This is a genomic window from Sporosarcina sp. FSL W7-1283, assembly GCF_038003105.1.
GTDB classification, from domain to species: Bacteria; Bacillota; Bacilli; order Bacillales_A; family Planococcaceae; genus Sporosarcina; species Sporosarcina newyorkensis.
In genome coordinates this window covers 114271-130838 of record NZ_JBBOOL010000001.1, presented here as the reverse complement: position 1 = coordinate 130838, position 16568 = coordinate 114271, and the positions used below count along the sequence as shown (strand labels likewise).

The following is a 16568-nucleotide window of genomic DNA, read 5'->3' as shown; positions in this document are numbered from 1 at the left end:
CTTTTACTCCTTCGGTTTTTGACCAACAAATTGAATAACATGGGATAATCCATTGTGAAGCTCTCCTTCGTGGCGCGAAACCTCTCCCATGAAAAAGTGAACAATGTGCCATTCCTCGAAGAGTTCCAAAAATTCTTCGGGTTTATATAAAAAATTGATATCTTGTGGTCCGCCACTTTTATAAGGGAGCTGATATTTTGAATAAACCTCCGTCAGAAAATAACCGCCTGGCTTTATGGCTTCTTTTACACTTTGAAGAGTTTTTTGCCTAAGCTCTGTCGGAAAATGACCAAAAATGCACACGATTTCATCCCATTTGTCTTTCTCCCAGCTTGCTTCGTTTAAATCAACCAGCTCTGTCGAGATCTTGACATCCCGTTCTTCTGCAAGTTTCCTGGTTTTTATAAGACCCGATTCGGCATAATCCCATGTAGTAACGTTCATTCCCTGCTCTGCTAAGTAAACAGCATTGCGCCCTTCTCCTTCTGCTATGGTCAGTGCATCACCTGAAACTTCTATTTTCTTTTGAAATTCCTTCAAAAAAACATTTGGTTCCTTGCCGTAAACGTAATTCTCGGATTGAAAACGTGTATTCCAATGGTTCATTATTCGCTCTCTCCTTCCATATTTTCACTCAAGTACTCATTTGAAAAGTAGTAATCCCAACGTACCATAGAAAAAGGGTCTTTTCATGTATAATGCAAGCAGACATTCATTAGAATATCCTTGAAAAAACACTTGAGTTGGAACAAACGGTTCTGCTATATACGTATAATGATCCGTAAAACTTGCACTCACCGGGTAGTCGATTATAATTATAATGCTTTAGTAATAATGAAAGAGGTTGTGTAATGGAAAACAAACAATATGAGTACTTAGCGGATAATCCAAATGTGAAAGTATTGCCGCTCATGTTATCGCTAATTATTGGCGCTTTTTTTGCTATTTTGAACGAAACGTTATTGAATATTGCGCTCATTACACTAATGGATGAGTTTTCGATTAAGTTGGCAACAGTGCAATGGATGGCGACAGGCTTCCTGCTCGTCATGGCGATTGTCATCCCGATTTCTGCCCTGCTCTTGCAGTGGTTCACAACGCGTCAATTGTTTCTGGGAACAATGACAGTATTTACAATCGGCACGATCATCTGTGCAAGTGCCCCTAACTTCCCTGTACTATTAACAGGACGATTGATTCAAGCGGTCGGTACAGGACTATTAATGCCCATCATTTTCAATGTATTTTTATTGATTTACCCACCAGAACGCCGGGGAAAAATAATGGGGCTCATCGGACTTGTCATTATGTTTGCGCCTGCAATTGGACCTACATTATCAGGCGTGATTGTTGAATATTTAGGCTGGCGTTATTTGTTCATCATTGTCATTCCATTTGCATTATTTTCAATTGCCTTTGCGTATAGATATTTAATTAATGTCTCTGAAGTAACCAAGCCAAAAATTGATTTTACTTCGTTAATCCTTTCAACTATCGGATTTGGTTCAATAGTATATGGATTTAGTTCCGTTGGAGAGAGTGCGAATGGATTTCAAACTCCAAGTGTTTGGCTATTCATCGGGATTGGAGTCATCGGAATCTTCCTTTTTGCGTGGAGGCAATTAAAGCTAAAAGAGCCGATAATGGACTTGCGAGTATTTCGTTACCCAATGTTTACACATGCCGTGTTCATGTTTTTAATTATCATCATGGCTATGTTCGCGTCAGAAATTATTTTGCCAATTTATATGCAGGGTCCTCTTGCGCTTACAGCTGCGACGGCTGGATTGGTGCTTTTGCCAGGTAGTATTTTAAATGGGATTATGTCTCCATTCATGGGCTCTCTATTCGATAAATTTGGTCCTCGTGTGCTGATGATTCCAGCGACACTGGTATTGAGCGGTACGATGTTCATGATGAGCCAATTGACAGTAGATACCCCAGTATGGATAGTCGTCGTTGGCTATATCTTGATCATGCTATCGGTTTCCGCCATTATGATGCCTGCCGAAACGAATGGACTGAATCAATTGCCGAAGCGGCTTTATCCACACGGTACAGCTGTCATGTCGACACTACAGCCGGTTGCAGGAGCGATTGGCGTATCCGTCTTCATTAGTATAATGAATGCTCGCCAATTACATGTGTTGCAGCAGTCTAAAACACCGAAAGATCCTGCAACAATGAATCTTGCACTCGTAGCGGGCGTGGAATTGGTCTACTTTATTGCGTTTGCGATGTCGATCGTAGCACTGATTTTATCGTTTATTGTGTATCGCGCGACGCCAAGAGAGGATCAAGAGATTTCAAAACCATGACTACTTTGGTTATTTAGAGATTTGAAAGGATTTAAATAACCCAAAAGGAGTTTGAATATGTACAAGATACTTCTTATAATAACTGATTGATTTTCAATGATAGATACCGTTTATACTATCTCCTCCCTCTTTTCGCCTGTTCACTAGGTGAAGAGAGTTTTTTTATTGTCGCTTTTTTAGGACTACCTGTATTAATTACCTTTATATGAAACCTTAAGGACTATTTCTAAAAATGCTTCTTTTTACCAATATATAACCTGCTACAATAATATGGTAGATGACTCGTAAATGAAGGGGGCCCAATAATATGAATATGAAACGAAGTGTAATCGGCAGCATCTTGGCGGCAGTTCTCATCCTCGGTGCTTGTGGAAAAGCGCAAGAAAAAGAAGACGAAGTATCCGCTACTGAACTACCTGAAAATGAAACTGAAGTAAAAGGCAATCAAAATAATGATAGCGAAACAGCTGAAACAGAAAAAAACAAAGAATCTGATGAACGCGGTGACAGCGAATCCGCAGAAAACATAAATCCGTATCTGGAAGAAGAGACGGGCGGCGACGTAGAAATCGTTTACACGAATACCGATCCCAATCTGAAACACGCATATTCGGAAAAAGTGTCACTCGCCATTGAAGAGTACCAAATTGCCCATGTCACGAACATGAATGAATCGGCCAAGCATAATTTTGATGATGAAGACGAAGGATATGTTATTACATATAAACTAGGATTCGAAAACAATTTGGATGAAGATGTATTTTACAATGCAAGTACGATGATGCTTTCCGATGATGGTACTGAAAACTTATATATGCGAAGCAGCCTTGTGGATCGGGATGATTGGCTAAAAGGTAATGAAGATAATACCGTTCGTCAATACGCTCCTGGAAAATATACTGGAATGCAAGCGTACACCATGACAAAGGATCAGTATGAGCGCTTGGTAGCCCCAACGTTCACTGTTGATATTCCCTTGCTGGAAGATGATTTTGACAAGCGAATCGGTAAGGAAGCCATTTTTAAAATTCCATTCAACGAAGATGGAGCAGAAAAAGCATCGAAAAGTTCTGATCTTTACGCCGATAAAATGGTAACGGACACCATTGCAGATAAAGACTTGTTCTTCGCAAAGGAAGATATGAATGAAACACAGAAAATTGATAAAGTTACCATTACACTTGACGGCATACAATTTGCCAATATTAAGCCGACAACAGCTCATGCTGAGCGATTCCGCAATTTCGGCGATGGCCCGCTCGTTGCATTAACGGCAAAGTTCCAAGTGAAGAACGATAGCGGAGAAGCCATCACGAAATCATTGATTCAAAAACGGTTAATTTTAGACCAAAACCGAGGTACCATGTTATCAGAAGGTATGCTAGAACCTACTCTCTATGGTGACTTGCAGCCTGGTGAAAAGGAAGAAATTTTGGCCGTCTTCCTTTTCCGTAAAGACGAGTTCGATTTATTGAAGGAACTGAAGATTCAATTCGGTCCGTTATCTGACAGCAATGCCAAAAGGTTATTTAAAGAAAAGTCGGTCACATTCGACTTGCCTATGAAGTAATAAAAAAGCGATGTCCGATAGGTTTTGACCTATTGGATGTCGTTTTTTATTTCTTCTAATCGTCTTAAACTAGTTTAATGGTCGACCAGTTTTCTTCCATACTACGAGCTTCGATATACTGGGTTCACGGCTCTTTTAAATTCCTCTTGTAAACTTCATTCACGAACAGAACATCTTTCCATCTGTACATTGATAATTTTTTTGATGAGCACTGTAGATGACAGATACATTTCCTCTACATACACTAGTAGAAGATCGTCACTTTGTTGTTTAATCACAGTTTCATAAGTATCACTATCGCATAGCATACAATTTATTTTGAACTGCTACAAATCCCGTTTCTCAAAAGATTACTCATTAATAAATATTACCGGCACTATTTATTAGTAAATGAAATTTTCGAGCTTTCTTTTTCAGCTCTGTAAATTTTACAAGAAATAGAATACAATGGATACATTGGTTATGTCCTAAAAGGGGGAGTAAGGATGATTCGGGCAATCCTAGTCGATGACGAACCATTAGCATTGCAGTTGTTTTCGCACAAGCTTCGTACTTTCGAAGATCTTGAGGTCATTAAAACATTCGCTAACCCGCTTCTTATACTGGAAGGTCTGCAACAGCTCTCATTTAACGTTGCATTTTTAGACATTGAAATGCCAGGAATCAACGGAATTGATTTAGCTGAGCATATTTTATCCGTTCATCCATCTGTTTGCATCGTTTTCGTTTCTGCTTATAGAGATTATGCGATAGAGGCGTTTGAGTTGAATTCGATTGACTATATTTTAAAGCCTTTAACGGACGAAAGATTGCAAAAAACCATTTTGCGTTTACGACAGCATCTTCTGGCTACACCCGCTCAGCAGCCAGGTCTGGTTCCGTATGAAGAGTTGAAAATCCAATGTTTCGCTGAGTTTACAGTGTATTCTAATGGCCAGCCGGTGAAGTGGAAAACGGCTAAAGTAAAAGAGTTATTTGCTTTCTTTATCACACATCATCGTACATTTATCAACCGAGATGTTTTGATCGATATTCTCTGGCCGGATACGGAATATGACAAGGCTAAAATTCAATTGCATACTGCCCTTTCTCATCTGCGAAAAACACTTGCAACTATTGGACATCCAAAAGTCATCACTTTTGCCAATCAAAGTTATTGTTTGGACCTCTCAAATTTCCAGTGTGATGCAATCAATATCGAACATTTGCTCATTAAGCATTCTGAAATAACCCCCGATAATGTTCAGCTTTTTGAAGAAGCTATAAATCAGTACAAAGGCGATTATATGGAGCAGGAAGGCTACGAATGGTCGCATATTCATTCCATGAACATGCGTCAGTCGTTGTATCAGCTAATTGAACGCACTATTGATTACTATGACTTAATCGGAGAGGCAAAGAACAAACTATTCCATCTCACACGATTATTTCAGCTAGATCCATACTCAGAGCAAGTCTTGCAAAAGCTTCTAGAACACTATATACAGAGCGGGAATCGAACAGAAGCTATAAAAGTCTATCATGATTTTAAAGCACGTGTTATGGAGGAGCTGGGCATTTCGCCCAACCACTCCACAGATGCTTTGTATAAACAAGTTCTTTTTAGTGATCAATTGTAGAATGGGAGGAAACCGGCAGTAATTTCTCCCTATTTTTGTTTAGGCATGGAAAATCGGACAATAGTGCCCACTTGCGGAGTACTCTCGATGGCCAAGCCCTGATTGCCCAACTGACGCAACCGTTTATTCGTATTTGGTAGACCGACCCCTTGTCTTTTATTACTAGAATCCTCGAAGATAGCCTCTATCTCCTCTGCCTTCATTCCAAGCCCGTTGTCAGAAATGGCAATATCCACGAAATCACCATTTTCCATAACTTCAATATGAACGGTACCGCCTTCCGGACGTTTCAATACGCCATGTTCTATTGCGTTTTCAACCAAGGTTTGAATCGACAACGGCGGAACTTGCGCCCCATATACTGAGTCGATATTCATTTCAACATTCAAACGTTCGCCAAAACGTTGCTGTTCAATGAAAATATAAGATTCAACGAGTGCTAATTCTTTTTCTAACGGAACTGTCTGCTCTAAATTTTGCGCCGTGAAACTCCCCTGTAAATAGTTTCCGAATTCTTCTAGTAGCTTGATCATTTTCTCTGGGTCAATTTCACTTAATGCACTTATCGTATTGAGTGTATTGAAAAGGAAATGCGGCTGGATTTGTGCTTGTAGCCAGGCCGCTTCCATTTGTACTCGTTCGGCTATTGTATTGTTCAACGTGGTAAGTGCTCGTACACGCGTCATCAGTTCCAGTTTTTCAACCGGTTTCCTGACGTAGTCATTTGCGCCAGCTTCAAATCCCATCTGAATGTCGATCAGCTGTGTTCGGGCGGTTAATAATAAAATAGGTAGTTCTGCTACTGAAAACCTTTCTCGTATACTACGCGTCAACTCGTAGCCCGACATATACGGCATCATGACATCCGATATGATGAGATCCCAATTGCCAGCATCCAACTGCCACAAAGCCTCTTTACCAGTCGTACAAGCAACGACCTCATATCCTTCCGCCACGAGCATTCGCTTGATAATCGTTAAGTTCATCGGATCATCGTCCACAACTAGTATTCGTTCGGCTGTGCTGTACAATGTTCTGTCCAAAAAGTCAGCATAGCCAGACGACTCCGCTTCAGCCAGTTCAATCAGCGGTATACTTTCGCCATCATCTTGTACAGCAGCAATAGGTAATGTAAAGGTGAAGGTAGAACCTCTTCCTTCTTCAGATTCTACTTGTATAGTCCCTCCATGCAACTCAATAAGTTGACGGCAAATGCTCAATCCAAGTCCAATTCCTCCACCACCTGTAAACATAATGCCTCGTTCGTCCTGTGTGTAAGGTGAAAATATCGTGTTTGCGATTTCTTGGTCTATACCAATACCCTCATCCTTGACATGAATCACTGCCATCTCTTGATATACTTCCGCCGAAATCCTGATACGGCCGTGATCAGAAAATTTCATTGCATTGTGTACTAAATTAAAAAGAACTTGAAATAAGCGATTTTCATCTGCTCTCACCAGTGGAAAGTTATCATTAATTGTATGTTCTAATGTAATTGATTTTCCTTCCTTCATAAACTTCAACGTATCAAAGACATTGGTTATAACAGGCGCCAAACGAATTGCCTGCTGATCTAGACGAATTTTTTCTCCTTGCAACTGTTCTCTATCTAACAAATCATTCAAGATCATGGACATCCGACGACCCACCGACATAAGAGTTTCCAGATTCCGTTTCGTGTCTTTTGTCATTGTGCCCTTGCCACTATCGTAAATTGTCTGTGAAATATTCAATATTCCATGGAGGGGGTTCCGCAGCTCATGAGAGGTGTTTGCCAAAAAGTTGTCTTTTTGCTGGACCTCTTTCTGCAAAGACATCGTCAATCTTTGGCTTTTTTCGGTTTCCATGAAAAATCTTTTAAACCCAAACAAACCAAATAGCAAAATGCCAATTAGCATATCAAACGGATAATACGGTAGATCAGGGGCAATTCGACTTTTATAGGAACCCCATATAAGACTAGATAATATGCTGACTACTGCGAGTATAAAGTATAAAAAATCATCTTTCTTAGGCAGTGTTGAACGATAAATTAGAACAGGTAGCGGTAGCGGAATCAGCATGATAAATGTGTAAACTATATACATATATATTTCTACAGGCAACAATGTAATAATGACAAAAAGAATATATAGAGTATTCACAAAATGAAAGTAATAGGTTGCCCACTTACCAAATGGTTTGCCTTCTGCCTTCACTAACGACTTGATGAAAAGTACTGAAAAGTAGGCACTGCTTGTGTATGCAAGATAAATAATTTTTTTCCACCAATCAAATGAGATGTTCGGGAAAAAATAAAGCAGCAACTTGTCATCATCTATAGTAATCGATAGACCCATTGATAAAAGAGCCAGAGCTAAGAATAACATTTCTTTCTTTCTGGAAAATAAAAGATAGGTCAGTAAAGAATAGATACTGTGCAACAAAACTATAGCCGCTATAACGATTTGCCAAACATAGTCCTGAAACACAGACTGCTCCGTTGCTGACCATTCCCCCAGCTCCATTGGCTGGATTATGCCTCCTTTACGCATTGAGTGAAAGTTCGAGACATGAATAAGAATTTCTAATTCTTCTACGTGAACATTAAGCTGCAGTGTGCGCGGACGGTAATCCGGTACTTCCTCCTGCTTATTTATGGCGGTTCTTCCAAGAGTCGCTTCTTCTTTACCGTTTATAAAAAAACGGGAAGCCGACACGAGATCTTTTGTATAAAGTCGATAAGTGTCAGCTTCCTCTGCATCTAATTGAATCATTAAGCGATAGGTTCCATAGCCAAATGGGTCGTTATTATCTGAGAGGTGATTCTTCCAGTTACCTGGAACTTCAATTTCTATTGGTTGATTTTCCGGATGTTCGCCCGGCTCAAGAAACTCCTCTTTGTAAAACTCCCATTCCCCGTTCAATGGAAGCATTCCTTCAGAAAGGGCTGGAGTCCCTCTCAAATCCAATACTCCATTTTTTGCCTTCGGTGTATTTTCGCTATAATTCGACTCGATCCACACCAATCGGAAAGAAGTGAGAATCAGCAAGAGTGTTATAATGAATAAAAGTAATTTTTTTGGTTTCATAAAGAGTTATTTCGACATGATCTCGACTAATTCCTCTCTTTATATATTGAGGCGCCTCTTTCGGATGATATAAATAATACCCGATAAGGAAATAATCAGAAGTGCCACAAGTCCTCCAATCCACACGCCGGATAACTGTTCTTCCACCCGATCGCTCTTTACTTCTGAGCTAGGTGATTCTAATTGAATGGTGGATGCATTGGTATACATTTTACCATTTTCCGACTTAACGACCATCGTTGCAAACTCTTCCGTTGTGCTTAGAAATTCAATTACTTTCCGATCAATGGACGCTCCTCCATCGACATTTTCCCAAACCATCATTGTATGTTTCTTTTCACTCCATACGCTTGGTTGAATCCAATTGACTGTTTCGGCGGTTTCAGGTAAAAAGCCAGCAGAAGCCAAATCAGGTTTCCCTTTTTCATGTGATACTAACAACTCCGAAACCTGTTTCTGAAGGGCCGGTTGAACATTTGGCCCTCCAATAAAAAGCAACTGATGTTTTTTTAGGCTATCTTCTGAAACTTCATCCGCAAGCACTAGCTGCCAATTCATGGAATGTGCATTGACGTGAAGTTTTTCGTATAAATACAGCAATTCATTGTCATCAACGCTCTCAGATGAAGGTAAAACAATTAATATATCTTCTCCTTGATCAACGAATGGGAATGGAAATTCCGCTATTGAATGCTTTTTCTGTTTCTCCGCCTTCGGAAGTATGAAGAAACTGTCTTCTTCAATATAGAGCCAACGACTTTGATCCGTCGTGATACAAGGATTCTTTGTCAATAAACCACTCGTAGTGAATTGTAGACTGATTGTCCGGTTGTCTTTAAGCGTATTGTGGTCAATCGGTAGTTGGACCGTATATACTCCATTGCGCTCCTCTTTTAACTGTTGAATATTAATGGAGTGCGGCACCTTGTTGATCCATGCAATTAATTCAATATCTCCCTCAAGCAATTCCTCTGTTGCTATCTCCTCCTTCTTATCAGGAGCAAGGGCCGTATGTTTTAAGTGTAACTCCAATATCGGTGACTGTTCTTTATCCAACGTATATGGCAGATGGTAAAAAAATTGCTGACTTTCCCGGTTCAGACTGTCCAGTGTCATATTGGATAGACCAAAATGTTTTAAAGAGACAATCTGCGTATCCTGTGCCACTGGTAACGTTGGGATTGTAGATAATACTAATTGTTCGCCGGATAATTGTTCTATTAAACGAGGTTCAGTTAGAACAGATACTCTATTCTCCAGTTCTTCTGGAGACTTAGCGATCGCAAAAAGTGCATTCACTTCATGCTTTCCATCTGTTAAGATCTCAAATGAAAACATAGTTGCTTCATCCGTTAGCGGGAACTTTGTCTGTTGGAACAAATCCTTCATAAAGGAGCTTATAAATTCATCTTCACTTCCTAAAAACAAGACATTATTCGTTATTTTCCTGACTTCAGACTCTCTCAATATGCGAACTGATTTATCTTCATTTCCTACTTTAGATAAAAAAGCTCCTACCTTCAAACCACTATTGAGAGTAGCCGTTGAGGCATTCTCAGGAAGGATAATGGTAATTGGATTTTTTTCCGATCCAGTAAAGGCATCGGGATAATTCTTTAATGAACGTTTCTCCAATAATTCTCGCTCTAGCTTAAAATATGAATCGATATGGATGGTCATCCAGTTTCCTGTAGTTCCCTGCTCTACACATATTCCTTCTTTAACCACTCCGTAATAAGAAACAGTCACTTCATGAAAACCTTTTTTTAATGCCTCATCCTCTAAAGGTATGACGAGTTTTTTTGTCATTTTTTCACCTGTCAACGATTTAGAAAGCAATGTTTTCCCATCTATACGCACAGAGACGGAGGAAGGTGCAATCAGCAACTCTGAATGGCTCAAATTCAAAACAAGTGCCTGGTCAGTCCTCTTTTGATCTTCCTGAAGTTCGTAATAGAAGGATGTTTCCTGTTCAGGGCCATTAAGTTCAATAGGCTGATTGGTGATTGGCTGGTTATTTGATATGTTTTTATTCGTATCCAGCTCGATTTCCGTTACATGAAGCTGTCTGGTTGTTTGTGCATCCGCACTTACGGTCTGCCATCCCATGATTCCCAATAATGTAAAAGCTGTTATGAAAAGGCTTCTCATTTAGTTTCCCTCCACTTTCTTTTCTGAAAAGCGTTCCGTTTTATACCAAGTTACCTCTTGCCCTAATAACACTCGTTTGATCTCTAAAAATAGTGAATACATGACAAGGAGAATCCACATTTGTGAATACGTAAAATACATGAGAAGAATATATAGAAAATTTTTGCGAGTCATCTCTGTTCGTTCAATACTTAGCGCAATCGCAACTTCCGCCACAAACAACAGGAAAGCTAAACCCCAAAGAATCAATGCTACATTGCCGATCTGCAAATGAAGATCATAAAATAAGTTCACAACGAAAAGCATGTTTGAGATGATTACACCAAAGAAAAATAGAAAATAGGTAAAAAAGAAGTAAAACAAATCAAAGATAATCCGCTTTCGCTTCAATTTAAAAAACTGAGTCAGAAACTTAATGACTACATATTGATTGCCACGTGCCCATCTCGTTCGTTGTTTCCACCAAACGCCAAGTGTCTCGGGTTCCTGTTCCCACGTAATCGCTGCTGGAAAGAACCTGATATAGTAACCTAGATCATAGACTCGGACTGTTAATTCCGTATCTTCGGCAAGAGCTTTCACATCCCAGCCGCCAAGCTGTTCCATGATATGCCTATGAATCGCAAAATTAGTTCCCGGGATCGTCGCAACTTTGAACCAATTCCAGCGTCCTGCTTGTGCCATCCACTGAAAACAGATTGTCTCGATATTGATAAAGCGGGTCAACCATGTGCGTTCCGCATTACTGACGCGAAACTTACCGACCATCGCGCCCGCAAGCGGATCGTTAAGAAGCCCCATCACCAAGTGCCAAACCGCCATTCGTTCAGGTGTGTTGTCTGCATCATATACGACAATGATTTCTCCATCCGATTGGGCAAGTGCTTCATTTAACGCTGAGGACTTTCCAATCCCACGATTAGGTGGAGATGTTTCAATCACTCGAATAAAAGGGTGTTTTTCAGCAAACCCTTGTGCAATTTCTCCCGTTTGATCTGATGAATTGTCATTAATTACGATAATGTCCAGCTTATCTTTTGGGTAGTGAAGGCGTGCCATCGCTTTCAATGTTTGGCTGATAACCATTTCTTCATTATGTGCGGGTATGAACACGCTAACGGTCGGTAAATGGTCCATCTTTCTCTCCCACTTGGTAATCACCCGTTCGTACGTCTTAAAATGCCGATACCCCCCCTGCATTAAAAACATGTGGTACAGCAACATGAGCCAAATCAAACTGAGTGCGCTGTAAAATAATATATTAGCCACTATTCGGTCTCTCCTTAAACAAACGTTTTTTCAAGCGAAAACGTAGATTCACTACATAGGTAAAAAAGACGGTGAGAAACCCTGTCACAATGAAAACTATTAGCCAAAGCATGGATTGAAACGGATTTTCTTTAACATTTTCAAACAACTGACCAAATTCCGTAATCGTTGATTGCACTTCTATACCTTTTGCATTTTGTATAATAGTCACACGTTCACTTGTAACGTGTTGATTCGTAGTGGAATAGTCTAGCCACTCCATATTGGGCACCGATTCCATTAACCGAATGACCTCAGCCAGATACTCCACTCCCAAGTATGGGTGATAAAATCCACCGATCACAGAACCCGGAACCTCCTGCAGTTTGGTTACCGAATTCTCCATTTCTTGAAATGGATCAGGAAGTGCAGGGTCGATGTATCCTATCGTTTCTGGATATAGTGTCATACCCGATAAAATAGCGGGTTTTGATATAAATAAAGGGGCATCCATAACACTCCAATTTAAGTCGCTCAATTGAATCTGCCCAAAGAGAGATGAATAGTAGTCAGATGTCACTTCGTATCCGTTTGAGCTCATCGTGTAGTGGGGTGCTTCAAACGCAATGGGATAGAGCCCTAATTCTGTTAAATCTTCAATTGACTTGGTATGCTTACGTTGCACATACTTTGTTTCAACTTCCAGTAATTCACTTTGATACTCCTGATAATCCCTGTCGGATGAAAATGCATCACGTGAGAGAATAGGCGTGGGTAACTCGTCAGTCTTTTCGGTTGTGATCGGCTGGTTCAGTTGCACATCCCAAAACTCAAATCCCTCTCCCGTCTCATCAAAACGGTAAGAATGCGTATAACCATGCGCAATAACCATCCCTCCCTTAGACTGCAAGTCAAGCAAAACCTCCACTAATTCTTTATTGGATGAAAGCGGCATTTGTTCTCCCGTCTCACTGTTGACGTATACTGGAATAACAGCCATAAAAAACGGGATATTGCGGTCGGCTAAATAATTCCCCGTTTCCCGAACAAGCTTGGGATCCGAAAATGGCGAAATATCTTCCAAACGAATATATGCCGGGTGCGGGACAGACGCTGGCACATCCAAAAGCACATATAGCGAGCGAGAAAGAGCAAGTTTCTCTTCCGTTCCAAAAGCAGTCGTAGCCACGTATGCTGTATTTCCGCTTTTGATAATTAGCGGAAGGTTTTTGTCTACTGTTCTACCCTCCGATAAAATTTCGCAATCCCCAGGAGGAATTGCATGGACCACGGACTTAATCTCCTTCAATGAATGTCCGTCAACGCTCCGTATGGAGTCCTCTCCCAAAAAGCCCCATTCCCAAAATCGTTCCAATTGATCTGCGTTCCATCCAAAAACAAGAAGTTGACCAGGAAACATCTCCATTTCCTTTAAAGCAACTTCCGGCAACCTTCCTTCCTCATCTCCTACGAAAACCAGGTGGTTATATGCCTGCAATGAATTGGGCATAACGTCTTTCACTGAATATAGATCGATTGCTTCCGAGAACCCCGCCAATGTTGCTTCTATGAAATAGACATGCTCGTTGAGTTCACCATCCGCCGTCATATAAATAAGCGCAATATCATTCTTTTCTTCCTCACTAGTTGCAGCTGTTGTATAGAAAGGGGGAAAAATGTACGCGGAGAATAGGATCAATACTTGGACTAACAGTTTATAATTCACGCGCAACCATCTCACTTTCCATTTGTGAAATGAAGTCCTCGCAATCCAATAATTCCGTTTGTTTTCCGTAAACGCTATAGGCCGTACGGAATGCCAATGTCACAAACTTTTGATTCAATAGTTGATGATCTTTCAGCGACTGTGCCAATTTGTCATAAACTACCTCAATTGACGTATCATCCGTTTGTGTTAGTAAAAGGGCGAGTCGATCAGCGGAATAGCGAAACTTACGATCGGTTATTCGGACTGCTTGCCGCACTTTATTGGCAATCGACGAGAGAAGATGAAGTCTCTCCTCCTCTCCATACAGCTTTTGAAAATCTTTATAGTACTCCATTTGAATCAACACAAGGGTAAAACTACCGCCGTAACGTTGAACTCGCTTCATTTCCAACTCCAGTTCCAACATCAGTCGGTTCCTGTTATCAAAGCCGGTAGACACATCTACGGCAACCAACTGATTGATCTCTTCTTGCAGCTTTCGGTTCAAACGGCCTTGATTGACGATAGATTCCTGCAGTTTTCCAGCCGTCAGAACTGCAAACAATAAAACAAATCCATACACCAGTAAAAGCGGCAATGGTAGAATCAAGGCGGCAGTCGAACTGAATGAAAGATAAAGCAAGAACGAACCGACCAGAAATATAATGCCCAAACTACAAAGCAGCCCAACCAGCGACCCTGCCAATAAGGTCAGCACGGTCAACAATGACAACAGAACCCCGAGCAATATACCCTGTGTATGTTGTTGAATCAAAACGAATACTGCACCTTGCAAGCAAATTACTAATAAAGAAATGAACATCAGTGTTTTCGTTTCTACATTAAAAAATGGTTTCATCGATTCCTTTCCTTTCGGCAAGTAGTGCCAATAAGTTGTCAAACGTATGGGTATCTTCGGAATAAACATCGGTGTATCCCCCATAGTAAGGCAATCCTTCATCCAACTGCTGCATTTCTTTCATAGAATGATATAGTTGTCTTGCAAAATCATGCTCTCCCAACTCCAAGCACATAAGGATGGCAAGTGCATAAACAGCAGCTGCTTCGAATGCGACGACTGGCTCCCCACTGTTCAAACTATATCGACCATATAATTTTCCTTCCTTAGCGAACGCTGATTTAGCAAATTTCAGAAGAGGCTCCACATCCCCATTCCATTGGGCACGATGATAGCCAACGTAAAACTGGTCAATTAAATTGACTTCCGTATCAAATGAGAATTTATCGGACAGCGTATTATAGGATTTTGGGTAAAAACCGCGAGAACTTGCCGGAGCACCAACAAGCAATTGCTTTGTTTGGCTCTTCCATTCTTCCGGCAATGACTGCATCTGCTCAAAACCATCTGGAATGATATAGCTGAGGGTGATCGTATCCCCTTGGTACTTACTCTCCAAGTCAATATGATCTACAAACCACCCATTACGAGTCTGGTAACGAAGAAGAGAAGCTTCCATATTCTCAGCTAGTTTCGTATAAACAGGATGATTCCACTTCTCACCCGCTCTGTACAATGCCGCCATTATTCGTAAGTCATCAATAAACGCGTTGGCTGGCGCTTTTTCATTACCACGCAACTCCCAAGCAACTAGATAGTGTTTCGTTAAAAAGTACTTTTTAAGTGTATCTACTGTATCGCGGAACTGTGTATTATCGTTTTTCTCTAACAAATAGTCCATCCAAAGACCAACTGTTTCTGACAAATAGATATCCTTCTGATCCAGTAAGTCGGTCTGTATGCGCCCATCTTCTTTTACTAAATACTTTTGGATAAATTGTTCAGCTGCTAAATTTTCTTTAGGTTTACTACTGTCCCTGCTCTCTACTGGAATCCATACGCCATAGATCCCCAGGGATGCTACAATTATTACGATGAATAGTGTTCTTTTCTTCATATGCCATATCCTTTTCTTACTCATTTATGAGGTATACAATTTAAATGATGAACCTGATTGTTGTTTCGCCAAAAACATCGCTGAATCTGCGTACTCTAACAGCATGGATATGTCCGAGCTATGAGCCGGATAAACACTTGCGCCGATACTGAGATGAACTTGAATATTTCCCTTTTTTGTTTGAAACGGTTCCTCGCATACTGCTTGAACGGCTTCAATCTGGTCAGTACAGTCATCAAGATAATCTAGCAAGATAATAAACTCATCCCCACTAAAATGAAAAACCCTGTCTTGCATGATGGAAAGTTCCTTAAAACGTTGAGCCAACCCTTTTAACACCTCATCCCCCGTCATATGTCCGTACGTATCGTTGATGTGTTTAAACTGGTCTAGATCTACATAGAGAATAGCAAGTTTGGTTTTTAATTGATCCGCCTTCTGCAAATAAGAAGCAATGGTTAAATAGAAGGACCTCCTGTTAGGTAAATTGGTCAGGTCATGGCGGCATGCAATTTGTCTCCATGTGTCTCTTTCATCTCTCGAGGTTATATCATTAAAAATAATTAAAATACCTGTAACGGTGTCTGAAGCTTCAGTGAACGGAATAACAGTTGCTTGCAACCATAAAAATTCCTCACTTTTTGCCTGCAAGATTAATAAGCCATTCCATTCACCTTCATGGCTGGCTCTGTCCAACAATTCATTCCACGCGGCTTTTGTTGGAAGGTCCGATTCTAATACTTGGAAGTCAGATAGATGGAGCTCTGACGGTTCATATCCAAATATGTTCTGGAAGTTTTCATTTAGTTCTAAAATAGTCCCTTCCGAATCTGCCATAGCTAAGATAAAAGACGAATTCAACCTTTCTTTTATCATATTTATAAAATTTTTATCACTTACTTGAGAATTTTTAATAGGAAAAGGGCTAGGCATTTATTATTCCTCCTTCACGTAGTATCAATGT

The 16568-nt window shown here is 40.4% G+C and carries 11 protein-coding genes; 3 read left to right on the top strand and 8 right to left on the bottom strand.

Features of this window, described 5'->3' with window-relative positions:
- Positions 1-3: 3 nt before the first annotated feature.
- Positions 4-606 carry an SAM-dependent methyltransferase gene (locus MKY93_RS00610; RefSeq protein WP_340757842.1) on the bottom strand — a complete coding sequence of 201 codons (603 nt, stop codon included), beginning with the start codon at positions 604-606 and terminating at the stop codon, positions 4-6.
- A gap of 245 nt (positions 607-851) precedes the next feature.
- Between MKY93_RS00610 and MKY93_RS00605 the strand changes: the two genes are divergently transcribed.
- The 3 genes from MKY93_RS00605 to MKY93_RS00595 all read left to right on the top strand — a co-directional run bounded on the left by MKY93_RS00605 (position 852) and on the right by MKY93_RS00595 (position 5507).
- Positions 852-2318 carry an MDR family MFS transporter gene (locus tag MKY93_RS00605; RefSeq protein WP_340757841.1) on the top strand — a complete coding sequence of 489 codons (1467 nt, stop codon included), beginning with the start codon at positions 852-854 and terminating at the stop codon, positions 2316-2318.
- Positions 2319-2625: 307 nt separating this feature from the next.
- Complete coding sequence (locus MKY93_RS00600) at positions 2626-3888, top strand: DUF5068 domain-containing protein (RefSeq protein WP_078817666.1); 1263 nt, start codon at positions 2626-2628, stop codon at positions 3886-3888.
- A gap of 485 nt (positions 3889-4373) precedes the next feature.
- Positions 4374-5507 carry a response regulator gene (locus MKY93_RS00595; RefSeq protein ID WP_340757838.1) on the top strand — a complete coding sequence of 378 codons (1134 nt, stop codon included), beginning with the start codon at positions 4374-4376 and terminating at the stop codon, positions 5505-5507.
- Positions 5508-5536: 29 nt separating this feature from the next.
- On the opposite strand, the gene MKY93_RS00590 is transcribed toward MKY93_RS00595, so the two are convergent.
- The 7 genes from MKY93_RS00590 to MKY93_RS00560 are packed head-to-tail and all read right to left on the bottom strand — an operon-like array spanning position 5537 to position 16480.
- On the bottom strand, positions 5537-8581 hold the full coding sequence (locus MKY93_RS00590) for an ATP-binding protein (protein ID WP_340757836.1): 3045 nt from the start codon (positions 8579-8581) through the stop codon (positions 5537-5539).
- Between the two features lie 39 nt (positions 8582-8620).
- Positions 8621-10732 (bottom strand): cellulose biosynthesis cyclic di-GMP-binding regulatory protein BcsB, encoded by a 2112-nt coding sequence (locus MKY93_RS00585; RefSeq protein ID WP_340757834.1) that lies wholly within the window; start codon positions 10730-10732, stop codon positions 8621-8623.
- Positions 10733-12001 carry a glycosyltransferase family 2 protein gene (locus MKY93_RS00580; protein WP_340757832.1) on the bottom strand — a complete coding sequence of 423 codons (1269 nt, stop codon included), beginning with the start codon at positions 11999-12001 and terminating at the stop codon, positions 10733-10735.
- Positions 11994-13721 (bottom strand): DUF2334 domain-containing protein, encoded by a 1728-nt coding sequence (locus MKY93_RS00575; RefSeq protein WP_340757830.1) that lies wholly within the window; start codon positions 13719-13721, stop codon positions 11994-11996. The genes MKY93_RS00580 and MKY93_RS00575 overlap by 8 nt, the downstream gene beginning before the upstream one ends.
- Entirely contained in the window at positions 13696-14547 is an 852-nt protein-coding gene (locus tag MKY93_RS00570; RefSeq protein ID WP_340757828.1) for a diguanylate cyclase domain-containing protein, read from the bottom strand. The genes MKY93_RS00575 and MKY93_RS00570 overlap by 26 nt, the downstream gene beginning before the upstream one ends.
- Positions 14531-15604, bottom strand: coding sequence for a glycosyl hydrolase family 8 (locus tag MKY93_RS00565; RefSeq protein WP_340757826.1), 1074 nt, complete (start codon positions 15602-15604; stop codon positions 14531-14533). The genes MKY93_RS00570 and MKY93_RS00565 overlap by 17 nt, the downstream gene beginning before the upstream one ends.
- Positions 15605-15628: 24 nt before the next feature.
- The gene (locus tag MKY93_RS00560; protein ID WP_340760884.1) at positions 15629-16480 is read right to left on the bottom strand and encodes a sensor domain-containing diguanylate cyclase; all 852 of its coding nucleotides are present in this window, start codon (positions 16478-16480) and stop codon (positions 15629-15631) included.
- Positions 16481-16568 lie beyond the last annotated feature (88 nt).

Bases quoted from the DNA above. Each gene is read 5' to 3' on its own strand.
- MKY93_RS00610 (WP_340757842.1), bottom strand. From the start codon at position 606: ATGAACCATTGGAATACACGTTTTCAATCCGAGAATTACGTTTACGGC.
- MKY93_RS00605 (WP_340757841.1), top strand. From the start codon at position 852: ATGGAAAACAAACAATATGAGTACTTAGCGGATAATCCAAATGTGAAA.
- MKY93_RS00600 (WP_078817666.1), top strand. From the start codon at position 2,626: ATGAATATGAAACGAAGTGTAATCGGCAGCATCTTGGCGGCAGTTCTC.
- MKY93_RS00595 (WP_340757838.1), top strand. From the start codon at position 4,374: ATGATTCGGGCAATCCTAGTCGATGACGAACCATTAGCATTGCAGTTG.
- MKY93_RS00590 (WP_340757836.1), bottom strand. From the start codon at position 8,581: ATGAAACCAAAAAAATTACTTTTATTCATTATAACACTCTTGCTGATT.
- MKY93_RS00585 (WP_340757834.1), bottom strand. From the start codon at position 10,732: ATGAGAAGCCTTTTCATAACAGCTTTTACATTATTGGGAATCATGGGA.
- MKY93_RS00570 (WP_340757828.1), bottom strand. From the start codon at position 14,547: ATGAAACCATTTTTTAATGTAGAAACGAAAACACTGATGTTCATTTCT.
- MKY93_RS00565 (WP_340757826.1), bottom strand. From the start codon at position 15,604: ATGAAGAAAAGAACACTATTCATCGTAATAATTGTAGCATCCCTGGGG.
- MKY93_RS00560 (WP_340760884.1), bottom strand. From the start codon at position 16,480: ATGATAAAAGAAAGGTTGAATTCGTCTTTTATCTTAGCTATGGCAGAT.